The sequence below is a fragment of the Deinococcus aerius genome, assembly GCF_002897375.1.
Lineage (GTDB): Bacteria > Deinococcota > Deinococci > Deinococcales > Deinococcaceae > Deinococcus > Deinococcus aerius.
In genome coordinates, this window is sequence record NZ_BFAG01000005.1 from 219,244 (window position 1) to 242,092 (window position 22,849).

Annotated in this window: 19 protein-coding genes; 12 read left to right on the plus strand and 7 right to left on the minus strand. The window is 71.2% G+C overall.

Annotated features, from left to right (window positions below; all coding sequences use genetic code 11):
• Positions 1-26: 26 nt before the first annotated feature.
• Positions 27-3,743, plus strand: coding sequence for an HD domain-containing phosphohydrolase (locus DAERI_RS09270; RefSeq protein WP_133162000.1), 3,717 nt, complete (start codon positions 27-29; stop codon positions 3,741-3,743).
• 43 nt (positions 3,744-3,786) lie between these two features.
• A complete protein-coding gene (gene mqnC, locus DAERI_RS09275) occupies positions 3,787-4,968 on the plus strand; it encodes a cyclic dehypoxanthinyl futalosine synthase (RefSeq protein WP_103129134.1) in 1,182 nt (393 codons plus the stop codon).
• Positions 4,969-5,015: 47 nt separating this feature from the next.
• On the opposite strand, the gene DAERI_RS09280 is transcribed toward mqnC, so the two are convergent.
• A complete protein-coding gene (locus tag DAERI_RS09280; protein WP_103129135.1) occupies positions 5,016-5,255 on the minus strand; it encodes a hypothetical protein in 240 nt (79 codons plus the stop codon).
• A gap of 413 nt (positions 5,256-5,668) precedes the next feature.
• On the opposite strand from DAERI_RS09280, the gene DAERI_RS09285 reads away from it, so the two are divergent.
• The 5 genes from DAERI_RS09285 to DAERI_RS09305 all read left to right on the plus strand — a co-directional run bounded on the left by DAERI_RS09285 (position 5,669) and on the right by DAERI_RS09305 (position 10,006).
• Entirely contained in the window at positions 5,669-6,925 is a 1,257-nt protein-coding gene (locus DAERI_RS09285; RefSeq protein WP_103129136.1) for a glucose-1-phosphate adenylyltransferase family protein, read from the plus strand.
• A gap of 561 nt (positions 6,926-7,486) precedes the next feature.
• Entirely contained in the window at positions 7,487-7,630 is a 144-nt protein-coding gene (rpmH, locus tag DAERI_RS09290) for a 50S ribosomal protein L34 (protein WP_019585335.1), read from the plus strand.
• Between the two features lie 89 nt (positions 7,631-7,719).
• A complete protein-coding gene (gene rnpA, locus DAERI_RS09295; RefSeq protein ID WP_103129137.1) occupies positions 7,720-8,151 on the plus strand; it encodes a ribonuclease P protein component in 432 nt (143 codons plus the stop codon).
• Positions 8,148-8,429, plus strand: a complete 282-nt coding sequence (gene yidD / locus DAERI_RS09300; protein ID WP_103129138.1) for a membrane protein insertion efficiency factor YidD — start codon at positions 8,148-8,150, stop codon at positions 8,427-8,429. Before rnpA ends, yidD begins: the two co-directional genes overlap by 4 nt.
• Entirely contained in the window at positions 8,426-10,006 is a 1,581-nt protein-coding gene (locus tag DAERI_RS09305) for a membrane protein insertase YidC (protein WP_103129139.1), read from the plus strand. The genes yidD and DAERI_RS09305 overlap by 4 nt, the downstream gene beginning before the upstream one ends.
• Positions 10,007-10,078: 72 nt before the next feature.
• Here the strand turns inward: DAERI_RS09305 and DAERI_RS09310 are convergent, their stop codons facing one another.
• From DAERI_RS09310 to pdhA, 4 genes are all read right to left on the minus strand, one after another.
• Positions 10,079-11,032 (minus strand): prenyltransferase/squalene oxidase repeat-containing protein, encoded by a 954-nt coding sequence (locus tag DAERI_RS09310; protein WP_103129140.1) that lies wholly within the window; start codon positions 11,030-11,032, stop codon positions 10,079-10,081.
• Positions 11,033-11,129: 97 nt separating this feature from the next.
• Positions 11,130-12,350: a tetratricopeptide repeat protein gene (locus DAERI_RS09315; RefSeq protein WP_103129141.1), complete on the minus strand. Its 1,221-nt coding sequence runs from the start codon at positions 12,348-12,350 to the stop codon at positions 11,130-11,132.
• A 115-nt stretch (positions 12,351-12,465) separates the two neighbouring features.
• A complete protein-coding gene (locus DAERI_RS09320; RefSeq protein ID WP_103129142.1) occupies positions 12,466-13,470 on the minus strand; it encodes an alpha-ketoacid dehydrogenase subunit beta in 1,005 nt (334 codons plus the stop codon).
• Between the two features lie 160 nt (positions 13,471-13,630).
• Positions 13,631-14,740 (minus strand): pyruvate dehydrogenase (acetyl-transferring) E1 component subunit alpha, encoded by a 1,110-nt coding sequence (gene pdhA / locus DAERI_RS09325; protein ID WP_103129143.1) that lies wholly within the window; start codon positions 14,738-14,740, stop codon positions 13,631-13,633.
• 322 nt (positions 14,741-15,062) lie between these two features.
• On the opposite strand from pdhA, the gene DAERI_RS09330 reads away from it, so the two are divergent.
• Entirely contained in the window at positions 15,063-15,560 is a 498-nt protein-coding gene (locus DAERI_RS09330; protein WP_103129144.1) for a hypothetical protein, read from the plus strand.
• A 159-nt stretch (positions 15,561-15,719) separates the two neighbouring features.
• Here the strand turns inward: DAERI_RS09330 and DAERI_RS09335 are convergent, their stop codons facing one another.
• Both DAERI_RS09335 and DAERI_RS09340 read right to left on the minus strand, forming a co-directional pair.
• Positions 15,720-16,493, minus strand: a complete 774-nt coding sequence (locus tag DAERI_RS09335; protein WP_103129145.1) for an RluA family pseudouridine synthase — start codon at positions 16,491-16,493, stop codon at positions 15,720-15,722.
• Positions 16,490-17,068, minus strand: coding sequence for an NADPH-dependent FMN reductase (locus DAERI_RS09340; protein WP_103129146.1), 579 nt, complete (start codon positions 17,066-17,068; stop codon positions 16,490-16,492). Before DAERI_RS09340 ends, DAERI_RS09335 begins: the two co-directional genes overlap by 4 nt.
• 122 nt (positions 17,069-17,190) lie before the next feature.
• On the opposite strand from DAERI_RS09340, the gene DAERI_RS09345 reads away from it, so the two are divergent.
• The 4 genes from DAERI_RS09345 to lysS all read left to right on the plus strand — a co-directional run bounded on the left by DAERI_RS09345 (position 17,191) and on the right by lysS (position 22,834).
• Positions 17,191-19,479, plus strand: coding sequence for an endonuclease MutS2 (locus DAERI_RS09345; RefSeq protein ID WP_201262727.1), 2,289 nt, complete (start codon positions 17,191-17,193; stop codon positions 19,477-19,479).
• 90 nt (positions 19,480-19,569) lie between these two features.
• A complete protein-coding gene (locus DAERI_RS09350) occupies positions 19,570-20,520 on the plus strand; it encodes a hypothetical protein (protein ID WP_235610321.1) in 951 nt (316 codons plus the stop codon).
• 197 nt (positions 20,521-20,717) lie between these two features.
• On the plus strand, positions 20,718-21,206 hold the full coding sequence (locus DAERI_RS09355) for a GreA/GreB family elongation factor (protein WP_103129148.1): 489 nt from the start codon (positions 20,718-20,720) through the stop codon (positions 21,204-21,206).
• A gap of 83 nt (positions 21,207-21,289) precedes the next feature.
• Positions 21,290-22,834, plus strand: a complete 1,545-nt coding sequence (gene lysS / locus DAERI_RS09360; RefSeq protein ID WP_103129149.1) for a lysine--tRNA ligase — start codon at positions 21,290-21,292, stop codon at positions 22,832-22,834.
• Positions 22,835-22,849 lie beyond the last annotated feature (15 nt).

The following is a 22,849-nucleotide window of genomic DNA, read 5'->3' on the forward strand; positions in this document are numbered from 1 at the left end:
CGGTTGGCAGACTCGGAGCAAGGCTGATGCGTTCGTCCCCCCCCTCCACCCCCGATGTGCCCGTCGCCCTGCTGGAGCTGGCGGGTGGGCGGCTCCGTCCCCTGTCGGGGGACTGGGGGTGGGCGGGGGCGAGGCCCGGCCAGGTGGTGGGGCGCTGGCTGCGCCTGATCCATCCGCTGGACCGTCCGGCCGTCGAACGCGGGCTGGCGGAGGCCGCCGAGTTGAGTGACGCGGACCTCCGGCGGCTGCACGTGCGGCTCTCCGATCTGGGGCTGGTGGAGGCGGAGTGGCGGGTGGCCCGGCGCTCCCCGGGGGGACGGGCCACCCACCTCCGGGTGACGCTGCGGTTCCCGGCGGAGGGCGAGGAGCCCGAGTCCGCCTCCCCGGCTGATCCGCCCCACCCCGCTCCGCCTGGGGCGGAGTCCGGCGCGGCCACCTTCACCTGGACCGAGGGTTCGCCCGGCACCCCGGCCCTCGGGGTGAGCCCGGCCCTGGCCGCGTGGCTGGGGGAGACGCCCACGACGCCCGGCGCCCTGCTCGCCCACCTGGATGCCGAGAGCGCCTGGGCCCTGCGGGAGCACCTGTCCGGGCCAGACGCCGCCGGGCCGCTGGAACGGGTGGCCGAACTGCGCTGCGGGGCGGGCGGCGGGCGGCCCGTGCGGCTGAGCGTGACGCCGCCCACCCGGGTCGGCGGGGCGCGGGTGGCCTTCGGGGTGCTGCGCGAGGTGGGCGAGGCCCGGCGGCTGCGCGAGGCGCTGGCGGAGCGCGAGCGGCTGCTGGGGGAGGCCCAGGCTCTCGCCCGGCTGGGCTCGTGGCGCCTCGACCTGCGGGAGGGGACCCTGACCGGGTCGGACGGGCTGCTCGACCTGCTGGGGCGGCCCGCGGGTCCCCCCAGCCTCGCCACCTGGCTGGCCCGGACCCACCCGGAGGACCGGGACCGGGTGCGGGCGGCTCTGACGGGGCCGTGGGCCGGGGAGGGGCTACTCCTGCACCACCGCCTCCTGCGGCCCGGGGGCGAGGAGCGCGTGATCGAGGTGCGGGGCCGCGCCGAGGCCGGGCCGGACGGGCAGCCCACCCTGCGGTACGGCACCGCGCAGGACGTGACCGGGCAGGCGCGGGCCGAGACCCGCGAGCGCGAGGCTCGCCGCCTCCAGGCCGCCCTGCTCGACGCGGCGGTGAGCGTGACCGTCACCCTCGACCACGAGGAGGTCCTCAGCCGCCTGATCGCCAGCGTGGAGCGGATCGTGCCCTTCGACGAGGCCGACGTTCTCCTGCTGGGGCCGGACGGGGACACCCTGAGCGTGGTCCTGCGCCGCCTGGGGCCGGGGGCTCCCGCGGGCGTGGGGAGGGGGGCCCGCCCCCTCTCGCTCTCCGGGCTGCCGCTGCTGGGGCGGGCCGCCGCCCACGGGGCCCTCACGGTGCGGGACGTGCGCTCCTCGCCCGAGTGGGTGAGGCTGCCCGAGGGCACCTGGATTCGCAGCCTGCTGGTGTATCCCATCCACGTGGAGGGGCGCCTGCTCGGGTTCCTCAAGCTCGCCAGCCGGGTTCCGGGCGCCTTTCCCGCCGACCGGGCCGAGTCCGTGCGGCTGTTCCTGGGCTACGTGGGGGCCGCCCTGCACAACAGCCAGCTCTACGGGGCCGCCCGCCGCGAGGCCCGCCGCGCCCGCGTGCTCGCCGACCTCGCGGCGGAGCTGAGCGGTCCCCTCGACCCCGCGCAGGTCGCCGAGGTGATCGTGCGCCGCACCCGGGCCGCCCTGGGCCGCGGCTGCGTCAGCGTCAGCCGTGAGGACCCGGCGTCGGGTGAGCTGTGCCGGGTGGCGCGGGCGGGCTTCGAGGACCACCCCGGGGCGGCCTGCGCGGCGGTGCGGGACCGCCCCCCGCTGCCCCCCCTGCCGGTCCGGCCGCTCGGCCCCGGCGTCGGCACCCACACCGTCCTTATGACCGGGGCGGACCCCGAGGCGGCCCCGCTCCTCGCCCGGATGGGCTACCGCCAGGCCCTGCGGGTGAGCCTGGTGCGGGGCGGGAAGTTTCTCGCCTGCCTGAACGTCGGCCTGACCGACCCCGCGCCCCTGAGCGCCGACGAGCAGGAGCTGATCTCGGGCGTGGCGGAACAGGCGGCGCTGGCCCTCCTGACGGCGGACCTGCGGGCCGAGAACGCCGCCCGGGTCCGCGACCTCACGGCCCTGAACCTCACCGCGCAGCGCCTCGCCCAGCTCCTCGACGCGGCGGCGCTCGCGGACGCGCTGGTGGACGCGGTGGCCGGGCATTTCGGCGCGGCCTGCGCCTGGGTGGCGACCCGCACCCCGGAAGGCCGCCTGGACCCCCTCTCCACCCGCCCCCAGCCCTGGCCCGAACTCGGCCCGGGGTGGCCCGGCGCCCACCCGGCGCTCGCGGCCCTGCCCCCCGACGGGCCGGTGGCGCTGCACCCGGATGCCTGCCCGGAGTGGTGGGGCGCCCTCACCGAGCGCGGCCTGCGGAGCGCCGCCCTCGTGCCCGTGCCGGGGGAGCAGCCCGCGGTCCTGCTCCTCGCCAGCGCCGCTCCCGGTGCCTTCCCCCCGCAGCGGCTGGACGTGCTCTCCACCCTGGCGCATCACCTGGGCACCGCCCTGCGCAACGCCCGCCTGTTCCGCGAGACCCGCGAGCGACTGGCCCGGCTGGAGGCCCTGCACGACCTCGACACCATCATCGGCAGCGCGCAGGACCTCGAACACGTGATGGGCCGGGTCGTGGAGATCGCCGCCGCGCAGCCCGGGGTGGGCGCCGTGGCCGTCTGCCTGCGGGATTGCCACGCGCCGGGGTTGAAGTACGTCGCCGCCCGCGGAACAGGGGAGGCCTTGCCCGTCCCCCCGACCGGCGAGGGGATGCCCGCCCTCGTCGCCTTGGAGGGCCAGCCGTGGCGGGCGGATGACGTGGCGGGCTCGCGGCTGCTCGGGCCGGGGGCGTGGGCGCGGCAGGTGGGGGCGCGCGGCTACCAGGCGCTGCCGCTGCTCGCCCAGGGGGAGGCTCTGGGCGTGATCGAGTACGCCTGGCACGGGGAGGAGCCCGACCCGCAGACGCACGTGTTCCTGCGGGTGCTCGCCGACCAAGCCGCCCTCGCCGCCGGGAACGCGCGGCTGCACCGTGACCTGCAACGGCAGACGACCTCGCTCGCCCGCGCCTACGACGAGACGCTGGAGGGCTGGTCACGCGCCCTGGACCTGCGCGACCACGAGACCGAGGGCCACACCCGGCGCGTCACCGACCTCACCCTCCGGCTGGCGCAGGCCTTCGGGATGGACCCGGAGGACCTCGTCCACGTCCGCCGGGGGGCGCTGCTGCACGACATCGGCAAGATGGGCATTCCCGATGGGGTCCTGCACAAGCCCGGCCCCCTGGACGCCGGCGAGTGGGAGGTCATGCGGAGGCACCCCACCCTCGCGCTCGAACTGCTCTCGCCCATAGGGTTCCTGCGGCCCGCGCTCGACATCCCCTACAGCCACCACGAGAAGTGGGACGGCGCGGGCTACCCCCGGGGGCTGCGCGGCGAGGCGATTCCCCTGCCCGCCCGCCTCTTCGCCGTGGTGGACGTGTGGGACGCCCTCACCAACGACCGCCCCTACCGCCCCGCCTGGACCCGCGAGCAGGCCCTCGCCCACATCCACGCGGGGAGCGGGACCCACTTCGACCCCCGCGTGGTGGAGGCCTTTACCACCCTGATCGTGGGGCAGCATCCCGAACTCGCGGACACGGGAGGGGAGCCCTGACCCCAGGGACGCTTGCCGCCCCCGGGGGTGCTAGCGTGCGGCTATGACTGCCCGTGCCGATGGAGTGGGTGCCAGGGTCCTCGACAAGGCCGCGTTGGGCGAGCGCCTGAACGCCGCCGAGATCGAGGCGCTGTACGGGCTGCCGCTGCCGGACGTGGCGGCGGTCGCCCACGACCTGCGCCTGGGGCGGACCCCCCCCGACGTGGTCACGTTCCTGATTGACCGCAACATCAACTACACCAACATCTGCAACGTGGGCTGCAACTTCTGCGCCTTCTACCGCACCCGACGCCAGAAGGACAGCTATACCCTCGACTACGAGGCCATCAGCGCCAAGATCACCGAGCTGGAAGCGGTGGGCGGCACACGCATCCTGATGCAGGGCGGCGTGAACCCCGACCTCGGCCTGGACTACTACACCGGCCTGCTGCGGCACATCAAGGCCCACCACCCCACCATCCGCATCGACGCCTTCTCGCCCGAGGAGGTGCTGTTCATGGAGAAGACGTTCGGCCTGAGCCTGGACGACCTCCTCGACACGCTGATTGAGGCGGGGCTGGACGGCCTGCCCGGCGCGGGTGGGGAAATCCTGGAGGACGAGGTGCGGAAGAAGGCCGCGCCCGCCCGAATCCGCTCCGCCGACTGGTTCCGCATCCTCGACGCGGCGCAGCGCAAGGGGCTGTACACGATCTCGACGATGGTGATCGGCTTCGGTGAGACGTATGCCCAGCGGACCCGACACCTCCTGCAAATCCGCGAGCAGCAGGACCGGGCGAACGCGCTGTACGGGGGCAACGGCTTCTCCGGCTTCGCCATGTGGACCCTCCAGACCGAGCACACCCGCTTGCACGGCAAGGCGCCCGGCGCGACCGCCCACGAGTACCTCCAGCAGCTCGCCATCGCCCGCATCGCGCTCGACAACGTCCCGAACATCCAGGCGTCGTGGCCGGGGCAGGGGTTCAAGGTCGCGCAGGCCTCGCTGTACTACGGGGCCAACGACCTGGGGTCCACCATGATGGAGGAGAACGTGGTGAGCGCGGCGGGCGGGCACGGGCGGCACCGGACCACCGTGCGCGAACTCATCCGCAGCGCGGTGGACGCGGGCTTCACCCCCGCGATCCGCAACAGCCGCTTCCAGATCATCGAGTGGCCCGACGTGGACGCGTACCTGGGGGGCACCGGGGCCAACCCTGAGGCGGAGCGGGCGGTGGGCGCGGCGGGATAAAGGGCCGGGGCCGGGACGTGCTGCCCCGGCCCCTCCTCAAGTCCCGCTTACGCCGCTCCATCAAATTGCGGCTGCCGTTCCAGGTCGTCCAGCGCCTGCTCGTAGAGCGCCTGGGGCAGCCGGGGCACCACGGCGAGGAAGGTCGCGGCGTCCTCCAGGGTGGCGTGGGTGCTCTCGTGCTGCCAGCCCGGCCCCTCGGCCACCAGCCGCACGCGCCCGCCGCCGGTCAGGAACCGGACCCGGCCCTCCCCGGTGCGGGTGTCGCTGAGGTGACGGGTCACGTTCATGCCCCCAGGGTAGGGGAAAGCCATGAGGCGGGCATCGGCCAAAATGATGAGGGCTTCGGGGAGGCGGCAGCGCGGCCCCACGCGGCTCGGGACGGGCCGGGGACGCTGGCCGGGAGAGCGGCACGCCGGGGCTTCCCGCGCTCCTCCTGCCCGGACTCGCCGGACGCCGGATGAAGGCGAAGTCCTGGATCGCAACCTCCATCATCACCCTCAGCAGGAGCGCGGCGAGAACAGACATCCAGACCATGACGGGCCTCCTACACCCGGGCCAGTCGGTGAGGCGCGCCCCTACCTTCCGCCCCCATGAAGGGAGAGGTGGTGTTCGGGGAGGGCGCCGGGTGGCGGGCCGCTCATGAAGTGCGGTCCAGCCCTGGCTCACACGTCTGTTCGGCGAACCCGCCACACTCGCAGACGTGGCTCCGCGGATCGCCGGTCAGAAGGTGCTTGCCATCGTGCTCGCGGGGGGCAAGGGCAGCCGCCTTTCTCCCCTCACCACCGAGCGGGCCAAGCCCGCTGTGCCGTTCCTGGGCACCTACCGCCTGATCGACTTCACCCTGTCGAACCTGGTGAACAGCGGCCTGGGGGACGTGTGGGTGATCGAGCAGTACCTCCCGCACGGCCTGAACGACCACCTCTCGGGCGGGCGCCCCTGGGACCTCGACCGCACGCGCGGCGGCCTGGTGGTCATGCCGCCCTTTTCCAGCCCGGAACGGGAGGACGGCGAGTTCGCCCAGGGCAACGCTCACGCCCTCGCCCAGCACGCGGGGCTGATCCGGGAGTTCGGCCCCGATGTGGTCCTCGTCCTGAGCGCTGACCATATCTACCGCTTCGACTATGGCGACCTGATCCGCCAGCATGTCCGGCGCGGCGCCAGCGTCACGATGGTGACCACCGAGGTTGAGGAGGCGCAGGCCACACGGTTTGGCAATGTGCGCGCGGACGGGGACGGCCAGGTGCGCGAGTTCGCCTACAAGCCGGATGAGCCGCTGGGGAAGACGGTCACCGCCGAGATTTTTGCCTACGACGCGGGCGTGCTGCTGGACACCCTCGCGGAATTGCAGAAACAGGGCGAACTCGGCGACTACGGCGAGCAGTTGCTCCCGGCCCTCGTGGCGCGCGGCGACGCCTATGCCCATCCCCTCGATGGCTACTGGATGGACGTGGGCACCCTGGAGGCCTACCTGGGCGCCCACCGCGACTTCCTGGAGGGCCGCGGCTTCCCGCTCGACACGGGGGACTGGCCCTTCATCACCAGCTCGATCTCCCGCCCCCCCGCCCGCATCGAGGGCAGCGCCCGCCTGGATCAGGCTTTCGTCTGTGGCGGGGCCGTCATCGCTGGAGAGGTTGTCCGCAGCGTGATCGGCCCCAATGCCCTTGTAGAGGAGGGCGCCGTGGTGGAGGACAGCATCGTGCAGCCCGGTGCCACGGTGAGGGCCGGGGCTGCCATCCGCCGCGCCATCGTGGACCAGCACGCGACGGTCGAGGCGGACGCCCAGGTCGGGGGTTCGGACGCGGACAGCCCGCCCACGGTGGTCGGCGCTCACGCCACCGTGGGGGCAGGGGCAAGGATCGGACCCGGCCTGCACGTTCCCCCCCGCCAGACCGTCCGCGCGGGCGAGGAGGAGCGGGTGGTGGAGCGGCCCGAGGGAGACGACCGGGCGGGGAAGTAGGGGAAATGTAGGCTTGACGGCGCGAAGAGGTGGAAAGGTCTTCGCGGCCGAGTGACGCGCCCTCCTCTCTGAGGATGTAGAAATCGTGTCTGCGACGACATGAATGCCCCTCCCCCTTGAGGGGGGAGGCTGGGAGGGGGTGAGCGGGCAGGGCATCGAGAGGCCAGCCCGAATGGCTATGCCCTCCTGTAGAAGAGGCCAGTAGCGCGGATTACACGCGCCCTCACCCGCAAGCAGCCCTGCGCGTCTCCCACGAGGGGAGAGGGGAAAAATGCCTTCCCATCGTGCTTTTTCGTATTGGCGGGATACCTACATCACTCAGCCCGCTGGGACAGAGAACTCCCTGCCTTTCCAAGTTCAACCGAGGACGGCTCTACCCCGGATTTGCAAGGAGGAAAGGCCCGCCTCGCCCCCCGCTCTTCCCGCCCGGGCTGCCCACGTGATACACTCCCGGAGTTTGCCCTCCCAGGGGGGCGAGTTTCGCGCACAGGCACGGCAGGCCGCAGGGCTCCAGACACCCCCGGAGTCAGGGCCGCCCGCCGCGAGAAGGAGAGCAGAGTCATGAAGCGTACCTACCAGCCGAACGTCCGCAAGCGGGCCAAGACCCACGGCTTCCGCGCCCGCATGAAGACCAAAGCGGGCCGCAACATCCTCGCGCGCCGCCGCGCGAAGGGCCGTCACCAGCTCACCGTCAGCGACGAGTAATCCTCGCCGCCAGGAGAGGGTTTATCGTTACCCCGGATCAATCCAGCGCCACGCAGGCACGGCCCCGCCGTCCGGTGGCGCTGGAGCCGTTGAGGGGGGACCGCGAGTTCCGGCGGGTGCGGCAGCAGGGCGTGGCCCTGCGCGACCCCCTGTTCACCCTGCGGGTGATCGATTATCGCCCAAGGTACGGTGAGGCGTGGCGTCCAAGCGCCATCATCGGGATCGTGGTAGCGAAGAAGACCCTGCGCCGGGCGGTGGACCGCAACCGCGCCCGCCGCCGCGTGCGCGAGGCGCTGCGGACGCTGCCGGGCGGCCTGCCCCCCTGCCGCGCGGTGCTGATGCCGAATCCCGGCGTGCTGACGGTTCCCTTTTCGGAGCTGCAAGCGGCGCTCGCGCGGGTGCTCTCACAGGTGCCGGGCCGCGTGGGGCGCAAGGGGGGCGGACAGGGCGGGAACCGCCGCCCCGCTTCCCCCGTACCCGCCAGCGTGACTTTGCAAGAACGCCCCGGGGGGGAGACATGAGCGCCGCCTCGCGGGGCCTGGTGCGGATCGTGCGGGCCTATCAGCACCACCTCTCGCCGCGCAAGCCCGCGCCGACCTGCCGCTTCACGCCGACCTGCTCTCAGTATGCTGTGGAGGCCATCGAGCGGCACGGCGCATTGAGAGGCGGCTGGCTGGCCGCGTGGCGCGTGATGCGCTGCAACCCCCTGGTGCCGGGCGGATTCGATCCCGTGCCCGAGCGCTTCCCCGACAGGCACCGTCCTGACAAGCACCGCCCCTCCAGAAAGACCCCGACATGAAGATCAAGACCCTGCTTCCCCTGACGGCCCTCGGCGCCCTGCTCCTGACGGGCTGCGGCACCACCGGCCCCCTTCCCACCTTCGGCAAGGCGATCACGCCCGAGTGGATTCGCGCCGACTTCGATGGCCGCCCCGGCGACGAGCTGATCGCCACCAGCAACCTTCAGGACGTGGTGTTCAACCGGCGCGGCGAGGTGATCGGCTGGTACGTGAAGGGCTACGCGGGCACGCCGTACATCAAGCGCCTGGCCGACGGCACCTACGACTTCAGCGCCCTGAAAAACCAGCGCGGCATCGTGAACATGGTCGGGAACCGCAAGGCGCTCGCGGTCACCGCGGGGACTGTCCTTGATCCCAGTCAGACCGCTCAGGTGACGGTGCCGACGACCTCCCTGGACCTCGCCCAGAACCGCCAGGAGGCCGTGTTCCGCTACACCCAGAACGGCGCCACCGTCACCAAGACGGTCACCCTGCACCCGCGCAACTTCAAGGTGGACGTGCGGACGAGCATCGAGGGCGGGCCGCAGACCTACACCATGCTGTTCCCCGGGCTGGGCAAGGCGGACAACCCCCGCGTGCAGGCCGTCCCGGTCGGGGGTCAGCCCGCCACCGTGCAGGGCAACGGCACCCTGAATGTGCAGAACATCCAGTACGCGGCCCTCCAGGAAAACCCCAGCCAGATCGCTCACGCCCTGATCGTCCGGCCCCAGGCGGGCACGACGGCGAACGCGACCCTGACGGGCGGTGCGCAGGGCCTGATCGCCGTGGCCCTCCAGGGGAACAGCAACCTGGAAGTCTACGGGGGCAAGAACGAACTCATCCACCTGTATCAGAGTGGCTACACCAGCTTGCCCGGCCTATTCAAGCCGAACTTCTTCGGAAGCATCAGCCTGTACATCGTCAAGCTGATGGAGGGGCTGTACAAGCTGGTCGGCAACTGGGGCCTGGTGATCGTGCTGCTGACCATCCTCCTGAGGCTCATCATGTGGCCGCTGATGCAGGCGCAGGGCCGCACGACGGCGCGGATGCAGGTCATGCAGCCCAAGATCAAGGAAATTCAGGAGAAGTACAAGGAGCGCAAGGACCCGGACTCGCAGCGGGCCATGCAGCAGGAGATGCAGCAGCTCTACCGCGACTACAACTTCAACCCGGCGGGGTGCTTCTCCACCTTCCTGCCCTTCCCGGTGCTGATCGCGCTGTGGTCCACCATCCGCAACTTCGAGTTCGACTCGGGCTTCCTGTGGCTGCCGGACCTCGCCATCCCCGACCCCTTCTACATCCTGGCGCTCGTCTACCTGATCGTGAACATCGGGCAGCTCTACGTGATGACGCGCAAGAGCCCGGACATGTTCCGGCAGCAGGCCTTTATCTACATCATCTTCCTGTACTTCGCGCTGACCTTCCCGGCGGGCGTAACGGTCTACATCATCCTCTCGACCCTGATCGGCATCGGCCAGCAGATCCTGATCAACCGCCAGGTCGAGCGCGAGACGGCGAGCATCGGCCAGACGGTGCAGAAGGCCCCGGTGCGGGCGACCGCCAAGCCCGCCAAGACCATCGAGGCGCCGAAAAAGTAAGAGGCTATGGATGGGCCGCCCTGCCGGAAGGTGGGGCGGTTTTTTTGGGCGCTGGTGTGGATGGGGTTTTTCCTACACCCCCTCCAGCCTCCCCCACGCCCGCAGCGTGAGCAGGGCCTCCAGCGTCCGCACGCTGCGCCATTCCCGCTCGGCCTGCGGCCAGACCTCGGGGAACTGGCCGCCCCAGGACCAGTTGGGTGCCCACGAGCCGTCCCCTGATTGCGAGGTGAGCAGGTGCGTGAGGGCCGCCGCCAGGGGTTCCTCCAGCGGGCGGGCCAGGGGAGAGGCGGGGGTGGGCGCCATCGCCAGGGGGTTGATGCCGTAGGCGGCGAAGTCCTGCGGGGTGCGCGACACCCGGGTGGGCAGCACGTCGTCGAGGTAGTCCAGCACGGGCTCCCGGTGCAGGGCCGGGACCTCGGGAGTCTGGGCGAAGACGGCGGCGACGTGGTGGCCGTTCACGTCCCCGGGATCGAGGCCCTCCAGCACGGCGTCGCGCGTCTCGACGATGAGGAGGGACAGCAGCCCCTCGGGCAGCAGGTCCGGCCAGTGCCACAGCAGAGCCACGATCTCGGCGCGGGGATTGACCCGGAAGCCGCCGAAGGTGCGCGCCAGTTCTCCGGGTTCCGTCTGATTCCACCAGGGGGCGTGGGGATGCGCCTCGGCCTCGGGGGGGAGGAAGGGCCAGACGCTCGCTTCCTCCTCCACCTGGAGGTGCGAGCGCAGCCAGGCCACCGCACCCGTCAGCAGGGGCTCGGTGGCCGGAACATCGAGGTCGTGCAGCACCCGCAGCGCCTGCGAGGTCGCCAGCGTGCTGCTCCCCGGGGCGCGGTGGTCCGGCTCCAGCGCCCGCCCGAAGCCGCCGTCCGGGTTCTGGTAGGCCCTCAGCGCGTCCAGCACGTCCCCGGCCCCCCCATCCTCAAAGGCGTGGCGGAAGCGCGCGGCCTCCAGCGGTCGCCCCCGCTCCAGCAGGAAGGCGCGGGCACGGTCGAAGGCCTCCGGCGACAGGCGGGCGGCGGGCAGAGTCATGCGAGGAGGGTAACACTGCGGGGGGGAAGCTCGACAACAGGCGAATCAGCGCGTCAGTGGGAGCGTCCCCCTCGCGGGGAACAGGCGGTTTCGTCCCTCAGAGCCCGTCCAGCGCCGCCCGCGCCGAGGCGTAGCTGGGCCGCAACCGCAGCGCCTCGCGGTAGGCGGTTTTGGCCTCCGCCGCGCGCCCGAGCTCGGCCAGCGCGCGGCCCCGCCAGTAGAGGGCCTCCTCGTGGGCGGGGGCGTCGCGCAGCACAGCGCGTGTCAGGCGCAGCACGTCCGCGTAGCGACCGGTGCGGGTGTACGCCTCCAGCGGCCCGAAGGAATACCACAGCGTCCGCCACGGCAGGCCGCCCACCACCCGCGCCGGGCGGGTCGGGTCGAGGGTGGGGTCGGGTTTGGCCGCGAACGCCTGGTCAAAGGCCCGCGCCGCGCCCCCCGCGTCCCCCAGGGCGAGTTTCGCATTCCCCACGTTCAGCCAGCCCACCGCGTCGTTCCGCCGCCCCGCCTCGGCCAGCGCGACCCGCAGCGCCTCGCGTTGCCCCGCCACCTTGTCGGCGCGGAAGCCCAGCAGCTCACGCACCTCCGCCTGCCGCTCGGGGGGCGAGACGACCAGGAACGTCCGCCCGAACGAGCGCCACAGCTCGTCGAACTGACCGTAAGGCAGCTTCAGCGGTCCCAGGTACGAGTCCAGCGCCCGGAAATGCTGCGCCGCGTCGTCGTATCCCGTCAGCAGGCGGTAGTGGCCCATCCCGCCGCTGTCGTGGGTGATGAACCACGTCTCCACGATGACCGGGAAGCCCGCCGCGAGCAGCCGCTTGAGCATCGGGCGGTCCCCGTTCGTGGCGAGGTGAACGTTCATCCCCTGCGACCGCGCAAAGGCGGCCAGTTCCTCCGGCGACACGTTCACGTCCCCCCGGTTGGCCTTGAGCCGGGGCGCGATGTCGTACTGGTCGAGCTTGCCGCCCCAGCGGCTCAGCGCCATGCCCACCGTCACCGGCCCGCAATTGTTCAGCCGCTGGTACTCGTGCCGGATGCCGGGGATGCTGGCCGAGGCGGGCAGGACGGGGGCCGGAGCGGGTGCCTGAGGTTCGGGGCTGGGCTCGGGGGAAGAAGCGGGCGTCTCCTCCGCGGGGGTCGCGGCTGGTTCGGGGGCAGGCTCCGCTGCCGGGATAAAAGGCGTCTCCGGCTGAACCGACGCCGCGGCCACCGGAGCCACGTCCTGCCCCCGCGTTTCCGGCTTCTGGAGGCGGGCCACGCCGAACACAGCCGTCCCGGCGAGCAGGGCAGAGGTCAGCAGCAGGGCAGGAAGGCGCATCACCTCCCATCCTCACCGGCCTTCATGATTCGGCGCTGAGGTGAAAAAGTGCGTTGGCGTGCAGTTGGAGGAAGGTGCAGGAGGGGGTGAAAAGCCCGCTGGCCTTCCCACCTCCTCAGTACGCCATGACCTGCCGGATTGCCTTCGCCACCCGCACCGGGTTGGGGCGGTACACGTCCTCGATGGAGGTGAAGGGCGGGTACGGCGCGTCGAAGCCCGTCACCCGCACGATGGGCGCGCGCAGGAACTCGATGGCCTCCTCCGCGATGGTCGCGCTGATTTCACTGTGGAAGCCGCCCGTCCGCGGCGCCTCGGTCACGATGACGACCCGGCCCGTCTTCTGGACCGAGGCGAGGATGGTGTCCGTGTCCAGCGGCACGAGTGTTCGCAGGTCGATCACCTCGACGCCGATTCCGTGCGCCCTCGCGGCCTCGGCGGCCTTCTGCGCGACCTCGACCATGCCGCCGTAGCAGATCACGGTCACGTCGTCGCCTTCCGTCACCACGCGCGCCTGCCCCAGCGGAATCGTGTAGTACCCGTCCGGCACCTCCTCCTTCACCGAGCGGTAGAGCTTGATCGCCTCGAAGAAGAAGACCGGGTCGGGGTCCTCGATGGCGGCGAGGAGCAGGCCCTTGGCGTCGGCAGGGGTGCTGGGGATCACGACCTTGACGCCGGGGGTGTGCGCCAGGATCGCCTCGGGCGAGTCCGCGTGCTGCTCGGGCGTGTGAACGCCGCCGCCGTAGGGCGCGCGAATCACCATCGGCAGGTGGTAGCGGCTGCGGGTGCGGTGGCGGTAACGGCCCAGGTGCGAGAGGACCTGGTCGAGCGCCGGGTACAGGAAGCCCGCGAACTGGATTTCCGCGACGGGCTTCAGCCCCGCCAGCCCCATGCCGATGCCCATACCCACGATCCCGGCCTCGGCGAGCGGGGTGTCGAACACGCGCCCTTGCCCGAAACGGGCTTGCAGGCCGTCTGTCGCCCGGAACACGCCGCCCATCACGCCCACGTCCTCGCCGAAGATGTGAACGTCGGGGTCCCGTTCCAGCGCGAGCGCGAGGGCGTCGTTGATGGCGGCGACCATCGTGAGGGTGCGGGTCTTGGTGGGAGGGGTGGCGGTCATGCGGGAACCTCGGGGGACGGGGAGTGGGCAGTGGTGAGTGGGCAGTGGGTCGGCTGCCAGACACGGGAAGGTCGTGGCGGGCAGGGCGAGCGGCGAGGTCGCGGGCGGGAGCTTTTTCCACTCACCACTTCCCACTGCCCACTTCCGGGCGCAGCCCCCCTCACGCCCCCTCCTCCGCCAGAAGCTGCGCGCGCTGGCGCCTGAGCCCCGGGGTGGGTTCGGCAAACACGTGGTCCACGATCTCGGCGGGAGTGGGCTCGGGGAAGGCGTCGGCCACCGCGAGGGCCGCCTCGAACTCCGCCTCAATCTCACGGGTGAGCGCCGCGTCCGCCTCTTCCGTCAGGTGCCCCTCGGCGAGCAGGTGGGCACGCAGGCGGGTCACCGGGTCCTTGGCGTCCCAGCCCTCGTTGTCAGCGTCGGTCCGGTAGCGGCTGGGATCGTCGGCCAGGGTGTGGGGCTTGATGCGGTAGGTCACGGTCTCGATGAGCGTCGGCCCCTCGCCGTTCCGGGCCCGGCGCACGGCCTCGCTCGTGACGTGGTAGGTCGCCAGCACGTCGTTGCCGTCCACCCGCACGCCGGGGATGCCGTAGCCGTCCGCCCGCCGGGAGAGGTTCGTCGCCCGCGTCTGGGTGCGGGTGGGCACACTGATCGCCCAGCCGTTGTTCTGGAGGATGAACACGCAGGGGGCGTCCAGCGCGCCCGCGAAGTTCAGCGCCTCGTGGAAGTCGCCCTCACTGCTGCCCCCGTCGCCGATGTAGGCCATCGCCACGTTCGCTGTCCCCCGTCGCCGCTCGGCCAGGGCCGCCCCGACCGCGTGCGGGTACTGGGTGGCGATGGGGATGTAGAAGGGCAGGATCTTGAGGTCCTGCGGCATCGCCCAGCCGTGCGGGCTGGTGCGCCAGTACGCCAGGGTCTGCGGGATGGGCAGGCCGTAGGTCAGCGCGGCGCCCGTGTCGCGGTAGGTGGGAAACAGCCAGTCGTCGTGGGTCAGCGCGGCGGCGGTGCCGACCTGGCTGGCCTCCATCCCGCCGTAGGGGGGAAACACACCCATGCGGCCGGTGCGGTACAGCACCCACGCCCGCTCGTCGAAGTGGCGGACGCGGCGCATCTGGCGGTACAGGTGCAGCCGGGTGGGCACGTCGGGAAGGGCCCCGGGCCGGGTCACGCTGCCGTCGGGCGCGAGGGTCTGGACCAGGTCGCCCTGCGCGTCCTCGTAGGCGGCGGCCCCGGCGGTCAGGGGGTCAGGTGGGGTGGTCTGGGGCTGGGACATTCGGGGAGCCTCCACAGTCGTGGGAAAGAGGGCAGCGCGGGGCAGGCAAAGGGGCGGAGGTCGCGCGTAAAGAGAACCTCGCTGGCCTCCGTTCCGGCCTCCACTATGGGGCGCGGCGCTGGTTGAGCAGCCGGGCTGGCCCGGTCCCGCGGGGGGGAACCGGAGCAGGGGAGACGCGGGGGGGCATCGGCATAGGGGGTGCGGGGAGGGTAGCCCGGCCAGACGGTCGGCGGCCACCCGAAAGGGAGGATGGACCCAGGGTAGCAGGCCCGGCGCGGCTTTGCGCCCACGCGCGGTCCGGGGGGCGGGTACACTGCCTGCCATGAGACGCGCTCTGCTCACGCTCACGGCCCTGACGACCCTTTCCGGCACGGCGGGCGCCGACCATCAGCAGGGCAACCTCCGCACCCTCACCGCCGCCGACCTGTGCCCGCCCATCTCGTACGTGTATGTGGACGACGAGGAGCAGGAGGACCTGGCCGTCGAGGTCGACGAGCAGCTCGCCCGCTACGCCACCCTCTACGCCATTCCCTACGGCGATCCCAAGACCTGCACCGTGGCCCAGGTGTTCACCATCGACGCCTTCGAGGGCCGCGACGGGCGTTACCTGTACGCCGTGGACCTGGACATCGAACTGGTGAAAGACGCCCAGGTGACCCTCGGCACGCGCCGCCTGACCGCCAGCCACCTGCAACTGTGGTCCACCTCCGGCTACGGCAGCGTGCCCGACGCCGACGCCCTGGCCGAGATGGCGACCACCAGCGCCCGCGACTACTACGAGGAATTCGCCCTCGACTGGAAGGCGACGCACCCGAAGTAGCCGCATGCGGGAGTTAGGGCATCTGACGAAAGAAGAGTTGTTCCCCTGAGCGAAGGGTCCCTTCCCATGCGGCGGGGATGCTCCGCTCAGCATGACTGTTCTTACGCCAGACGATCTGAAGTTTCTCCCCCTCGCCGTGTAGGGCGACTTGGACGAGCTTCAGGGCGAACTTGAACTGCCCTGATCTGTCTCCAGCCTGTCCCAGAACGCCTGCAAGTCGGGTGCCAGCGGCGCCTCCGCGGCGAACTGGGTTCCGGCCCAGGGAAAGGCGATGCGGGCGGCGTGGAGCGCCTGCCGGGGGAGGAGCAGGCGTGCGGTCAGCTCCGGCGTCTGCCCCGTCTCCATGAAGTCCAGAAAGGCCTGGGGGTCGCGCCCGTAGATCTTGTCGCCCACCATCGGCAGGCCCAGGTGGGCGAGGTGGGCGCGAATCTGGTGCAGCCGCCCCGAGCGCGGGTAGGCCTCGATCAGGGTAAAGCCTGCCCGGCGCTCCACCACCCGGAAATCCGTCACGGCGGGCCGCCCGTTCGGCACGACCGCCTGCCGGATCACGACCCTGTTCGCCCCGCCCAGCCCCAGGTCCCCCAGCGGGGCGTCGAGCGTCAGCTGCTCCCACCCCGGCGAGCCGTGGACGAGGGCGAGGTACGTCTTGCCGACCAGATGTTCCTTGAACAGGGTGAAAAACCGCCGGGCGGCGTCGGGGTCGCGGCTGAGCAGTTGCGTCCCGCTCGTCTCGCGGTCGAGGCGGTGGGGCGGCGCGAGGTCCCGCTCGCCCGTCTCGGCCCGCATGAAGGTCAGCACGTCGGGCACGTCCACCCGTGCCCGCACCGGATGGGTCAGCCACAGCGCGGGCTTGCCCACCACGTAGAAGTCGGGATGCTCGACCAGCACGCGCGGCTTCTCGGTGGGGGGCGGGAGGGGCGCGCGGGCCGTCATACTTCCCAGATCGAGCGGTAGGGCCGGTTCCGCAGCCGCTCGGCAAGGTCCACCCCGCGCTCCACTGTCCGCGTCAGCCGCTCGGCCAGCCACTCGCCCGGCACCCCATCCGCCGCCCACTCCGCCGAGGTCGCGTACACGAAGTGGGGGCTCACCACGCAGCGAAAATCCGTCATCAGCCCGAAGGCGAAGGCCCCGTGACTCAGGTAGCCGTGCGCCAGCCCGCCCGAGACGAGGAAGGTGACCGGCTTGTCGAACCACGCGCCGTGCAGGCCGCGCTCGGGGTCGGTGCTGCCCGTCAGCTCGACCAGATTCTTCGCCCCCGCCCCCAGGCCCCAGTTGTAGACGGGCCCCGCGAGAAAGACGCCGTCCGCCTCCCGAATGGCCGCGTGGTACAGCTCGGCGCTCGGATGCGTGTAGCAGGTGTCATTGTCAAAGGGGGGCAGCGGCGTGTCCCGCAGGTCGAGCAGCGTCACCTCATGCCCGGCTGCCCGGAGTTGCGCCGCCGCCAGCCCCGCCATCCAGCGGCTGCGGCTGACGGGATCGAGGCTGGTCGAGAGGACCGTGAGCTTCACGGGGGGCAGGGTAGCAGGGAGAACCCCGCCTTCCTACAGCCCACACCCCACATCTCACAACCTCCCCTAAGCCAACCGGCGCACGTTTCCCCGCCCGGCCCGTTGTTATCCTCATTTTCGAGATGCCGTTCGCCGCCCGTGCCCTGACCGCCCTGGATTTTCCCCGCATCCGCGACGCCCTCGCCGAGCGCAGTTCCACGTCACTGGGCGCCGAGCGGGCGCGGGCGCTCATGCCCTCAGACGACGGGGGCCGTATCCGGCGCGAACTCGACGAGGTGGAGGACGCCCTCTTCGGGGTGAGCCTTAGCCTCGGCGGCATCCAGGACATCCGCGACCTGTACGGGCGGGCGCAGGAGGGGCGGGTGCTCTCCGGGCAGGAGCTGCTGAACGCCTCCTACTCCCTCGACGGCGCCATGACGGTCAAGCGGGCGATCAACGCCAACTCTCGGGGGCCGCTGCGCGACGTGGCGCTGGGCCTGGGTGACCACAGCGAACTCGTGCGCCGGGTCCTCTCGTCCCTGGACCGCGACGGCGGCGTGCGCGACGACGCCAGCCACCGTCTGCGCGACCTGCGCCGCCGCATCGAGCCGCTGCGGGGCCGCATCCGCGAGAAGCTGGCCGCCACCCTGGACCGCTGGGCAGACGTGCTTCAGGAGCACATCGTCACCATCCGGCGCGACCGCTACGTGCTCCCGGTGCAGGCGAGCCGGGTGGGACAGGTGCAGGGCATCATCGTGGACGCCTCGGCCACCGGGCAGACGTACTTCGTGGAACCGGCGGCGGTCACGCAGCTCAACAACGAACTCGCCCGGTTGATCCTCGACGAGGAGGCGGAAGTCCGGCGCATCCTCACCGAACTCTCCGGGCTGCTCGCGTCCGACCCCGACGTGCCCGTCACCCTCGCCACCATCGGCGAACTCGACCTGATCTCCGCCAAGGCGAGGCTCGCGCGTGAATGGCGCCTGAACCGCCCCGAGCCCACCCAGGGCGGCACCTACGACCTGCGCGAGGCCCGGCACCCGCTGATCGAAAACCCCGTTCCCAACGACATCACGCTCGGCGACACGAAGATGCTCCTGATCACCGGGCCGAACATGGGCGGCAAGACGGCGACCCTCAAGACGCTGGGGCTCGCCGTGCTCATGCACCAGTGTGGCATGTACGTCGCGGCGGCCTCCGCCCGGCTGCCCGTGGTGCGCGACGTGCTGGTGGACATCGGCGACGAGCAGAGCATTGAAGCCAGCCTCTCGACCTTCGCCTCGCACCTCAAGCACCTGCGCTTCGTGCTGCGGCACGCGGCGCCCGATACCCTGGTACTCATCGACGAGTTGGGCTCGGGCACCGACCCCGCCGAGGGGGCTGCGCTCGCGCAGTCGCTCATCGAGACCCTGCTGGGGCAGGATGCCCGCGGCATCATCACCTCGCACCTCTCGCCCCTCAAGCTCTTCGCGCTGGAGACTCCCGGGCTCAAGAATGCCTCGATGGGCTTCGACCTGGAGGCCCTGGCCCCGACCTACCAGCTTCAGGTGGGGCAGCCGGGCCGCTCCTACGCCCTCGCCATCGCGCGCCGGATGGGCTTGCCGGAGGGTGTACTCGCCCGCGCCGAGGAATTGCTCGGCCCCGACGCGGGCCTGATGGAGCGGATGCTGGAGGGGTTGGAGCGCGAGCGGGCGGACCTCGCCTCGGAGCTGGAGCGGGCCACGACCGCCCGCCGCGACGCGGAGGCCGAACTCGGCCGGGTGCGCCAGGAGCGCGAGACGCTGGAGGCCCGCCGGGACGAAATGATCGCCGAGGCCGCCCAGAAGGCCGAAACGCTGTACGCCGACGCCATCGAGCGGGTCCGCACCCTGCGCGCCCGCGCCCAGGAGGACAGTGCCCGCCCCCGGGTGATGCAGGAGCTGCGCGAGCTGCGCTCGGCGGCCCAGAAGGCCCGCCCCGCCCCGCCCCCGCCCCGCGAGGAGCGCGGCGACCCCATCCGGGTGGGGAGCGCGGTCGAGGTGCCCGCCTACGGCGCGACCGGCCAGGTGCTGGAGATGCGCGGCGACGACCTCGTGGTGCAGCTCGGCGTGATGAAGGTGGGCGTGAGGCGCCGGGACGTGCGCCTCAAACCCGAGCCCAAGGTGAAGTCGCCCCGGCCCGCCTTCGCAGGGACGAGCCCCAATACCTTCCAGGGCGAGCTGCAACTGCGCGGCCTGGGGGTGGAGGAGGCGGTCGAGGAACTCCGAACCGCGATCACCGAGGCGCAGGCCCTGCGGGAGACCCCGCTGCGGGTGGTGCACGGCAAGGGGCAGGGGGTGCTGCGGCGGTTGCTGCGCGACTATCTCAAGACCGACAAGCGCGTCGAGTCCTTTCACGACGCCGAGGCGAACCAGGGCGGGCACGGCGTGACCATCGTGAACGTTCGAGTCTAAAAGTTCACCTCCCCGGGGAACAAGTTCGGCCCATGAGGTTGTCTAGACCAATTCAGAGTTTTGTGCGACCTGTCCAGGCAGGATGCGGGCGTGTTCGACCGATCCTCTTCGGCCCTGAGACTCGCGGCGGCCACGGCCATGCTCTCCCTGTCTGCCCTCGCCGCCGCCCAGCCGGTCTTTCACCTGCCCGCCAACTACCTGTCGCGGTTTTCGAGCACGGAGCTGCTCGCTTCCAGCGAGGCGGGGTTTGGCGTTCGGTACGTGCCCCTGCCGCTCACCCAGGACATCCGTATCTCGGTGGTCAAGGCGCCGACCCACTGGGATTACGGCGTCAGCGCCCGGTTAAACGACACCAGCCTCGCGGCTGGAGTCTTCTACAACGTCCCCAAGCTGGAGGTCACCCATGATCCCTCCAGGGGGTTGCAGTTCCGGGGGCTGGTCCAGGGCAATGGGGCCACGTCCTTTTTCACCGGGGGCTACGCCTTCACCGCCCTGGGTGACCGGGTGCGCGTGCTGAACAACGTGGGGGTCGGCTTCGAGGGTGACAGCGTCGCTGCGCCCTACACGCAAACGGAGGTGGGAGGGGGGTATGGCCGCGCTTTCGGCAAGTTCAATGCCTCGTTCGGGGCGACGGCGCGGGTCTTCACCTTTCCGGCGCAGCGGCAGGCGCAGGGCAGCCTGGATTTCAGCGTGAGCGCCAACATCTCGCCCCTGAGGGGGCTCACGCTCGACGCCTCCCACTTCGAACGCTTCGCCGTCGGCAAGGTCACCCTGGGCGCGCTGAACTACGGCCGTTACGAGGAGTCGAACGCCAGCCTCACCTACCGCCTGCCGGTGGGGTCCACCCCGCCCGCCTTCACCGTGGGCGCCCTGCGCACCCGGGTGAACCGGGTCTGGACGGGCAACGTCACCTCTGTCTATGCCGACCTGCTGCTGCGCGCGGAGGTGATTCCCTCGATGTTCGGCCCCTCGGTCGGCTACCAGTGGGCGGCGGACGGCACGGGCAAGTGGCTCTTCAGCCTGGCGTTCATGGGCAAGTGACCGGCTGATTCCCGGTGCCCCGGGGGCTTCCCCCGCGCAGCCGGGAGTCTGCTTCCCACCCTCCCGCCTGGAGCAAGCCGCCTGACGGACGAGCTTGCGTTGTCTGCCAGACGTGCTTGTGGCAGAATGCCGGGCGAATTCTCAGAAATTCGTTCCTTTTCCTTCATCCCCATGCACGCGAGCAGTGGAGGGCAGCCGTGGTACAAGCGACGAGACAGGTCAGACTCACCCGGGAGGGCTTCGAGCGCCTTCAGCGCACCCTGGCGCAGGAGAACGCCCGCCTGGCAGAGGCGACCCGCATCCTGCAAGAGCAGATGGAGACGAGCGCCGACAACGAGGACACTGGCCTGGAGGACGCCAAGCGCGAGAAGCTGAATATCGAGGCCCGCATCGAGGAGCTGGAGGACACCCTCGCCCGCGCCGCGATCATCGAGGACCACGAGAACGACGGGCGGGTGGAACTCGGCGCGGTGGTCACCCTCGCCAACGAGACCACCAAAAAGGACATGCGCGTGCAGGTCGTCAGTGCCCCCGAGGCGGCGGTCCTCGGCGGCAGCCTGCCCCGCATCAGCGAGGAGAGCCCGGTGGGCAAGCAGCTCATGGGCCGCAAGCCCGGCGAGACCTTTGTGGTGAACCTGGAAAACGGCCGTCAGGTCAAGTACCGGGTCAAGACCATCGAGTATTAGGCGGAGCAGGGGAGAGCGGGGGGTGCCGGTGGGGGCCCTCCGCTCCCTCTTTTGCCCCTGCGCCGCCGCCTATACTTCCCCCCATGTCCGACTCCGGCCCCACCCCAGACCCCCGCCGCGCGGGGCTGCACGAGCAGACCGTCAGCCGCCTGAACAACCAGGACGCGCTGCGCGAGGCGGGCTTTGAACCCTACCCCTACAGCTACCCGCAGACCCACCACACCCGCGACGTGCTCGCCGCCCACCCGGGGGTGGAGCCCGGCCAGGAGTGGCCGGAGGAGACGTACGCGCTGGCGGGCCGCGTGACCCTGCTGCGCCACATGGGCAAGGCGGCCTTCGCCGACCTCACCGACGAACACGGCTCCATCCAACTCCACTTCTCCAGGCAGGACACCGAGCAGTTCGACGCGACGAAGAAAATTGACCTGGGCGACATCATCGGCGTGACGGGCTTTCCCTTCGTCACGCGGACGGGTCAGCTCACCCTGCGGGTCAGGTCGTGGCAGCCCCTGGTCAAGAGCCTGCACCCCCTCCCCAGCAAGTTCCACGGGCTCCAGGACGAGGAGCTGCGCGCCCGGCGGCGGTATCTGGACCTGATGGTGACGGAGGGCGCCCGGCAGAAGTTCCAGGCCCGCAGCCGCATCATCCGTTACCTGCGCAACGAACTCGACCGCCGGGGCTTCATGGAGGTCGAGGGGCCGACCCTCCAGGTCACGGCGGGCGGCGCCGAGGCCCGGCCCTTCATGACGCACCACAACGCGCTCTCGCACGACTTCAAGCTGCGGATCAGCCTGGAACTGTACCTCAAGCGCCTGCTGGTCGGCGGCTTCGAGCGGGTGTACGAGATCGGGCGGGTGTACCGCAACGAGGGCATCGACCGCACCCACAACCCCGAGTTCACGATGCTCGAACTCTACTGGGCCTACGTGGACTACGCCGAGATCGCCCGGTTGGTCGAGGATCTGCTCAGCGGGCTGGCGCAGGAGCTGCACGGGGCCTACACGTTCGAGTACGGGGGCAGGGCGCTCGACTTCACGCCGCCCTTCGCCCGGGTGGACTACGTGGGGTCGCTGCGCGAACACGTGCCGGGGCTGGACTTCGATCCCCTGGACCTCGGCCGCCTGCGCGAGTTCTGCGCGGCGCGCTTCCCGCAGTGGAAGGGGGTGCCCGACTACAAGCTCCTCGACAAGCTGTTCGGCGAGTTCGTGGAGCCGCTGCTCGTGAACCCGACCTTCGTGATGGACCACCCCGCGGTGATCAGCCCCCTCGCCAAGCGGCACCGCACCCGCGAGGGCCTGACCGAACGCTTTGAGGTGTTCTGCTCGGGCTTCGAGTTGGCAAACGCCTTTTCGGAACTCAACGACGCCTTCGATCAGCGCGCCCGCTTTGAGGCCCAGTCCGCCCGCCGCGACGCCGGGGACGACGAGGCCCACGCCCAGGACGAGGACTTCCTGCTCGCGCTGGAGTACGGGATGCCGCCCGCCGGGGGCCTGGGCATCGGCATCGACCGCCTCGCCATGTTGCTGACGGACAGCGACTCCATCCGCGACGTGCTGCTCTTCCCCCTGCTGCGGCCCGAGGGACAGGGGCAGCCCCAGGAGTCGGGGCAACTCTCCGCTCAGGGGTAGGAGCCGTTCGGGAAG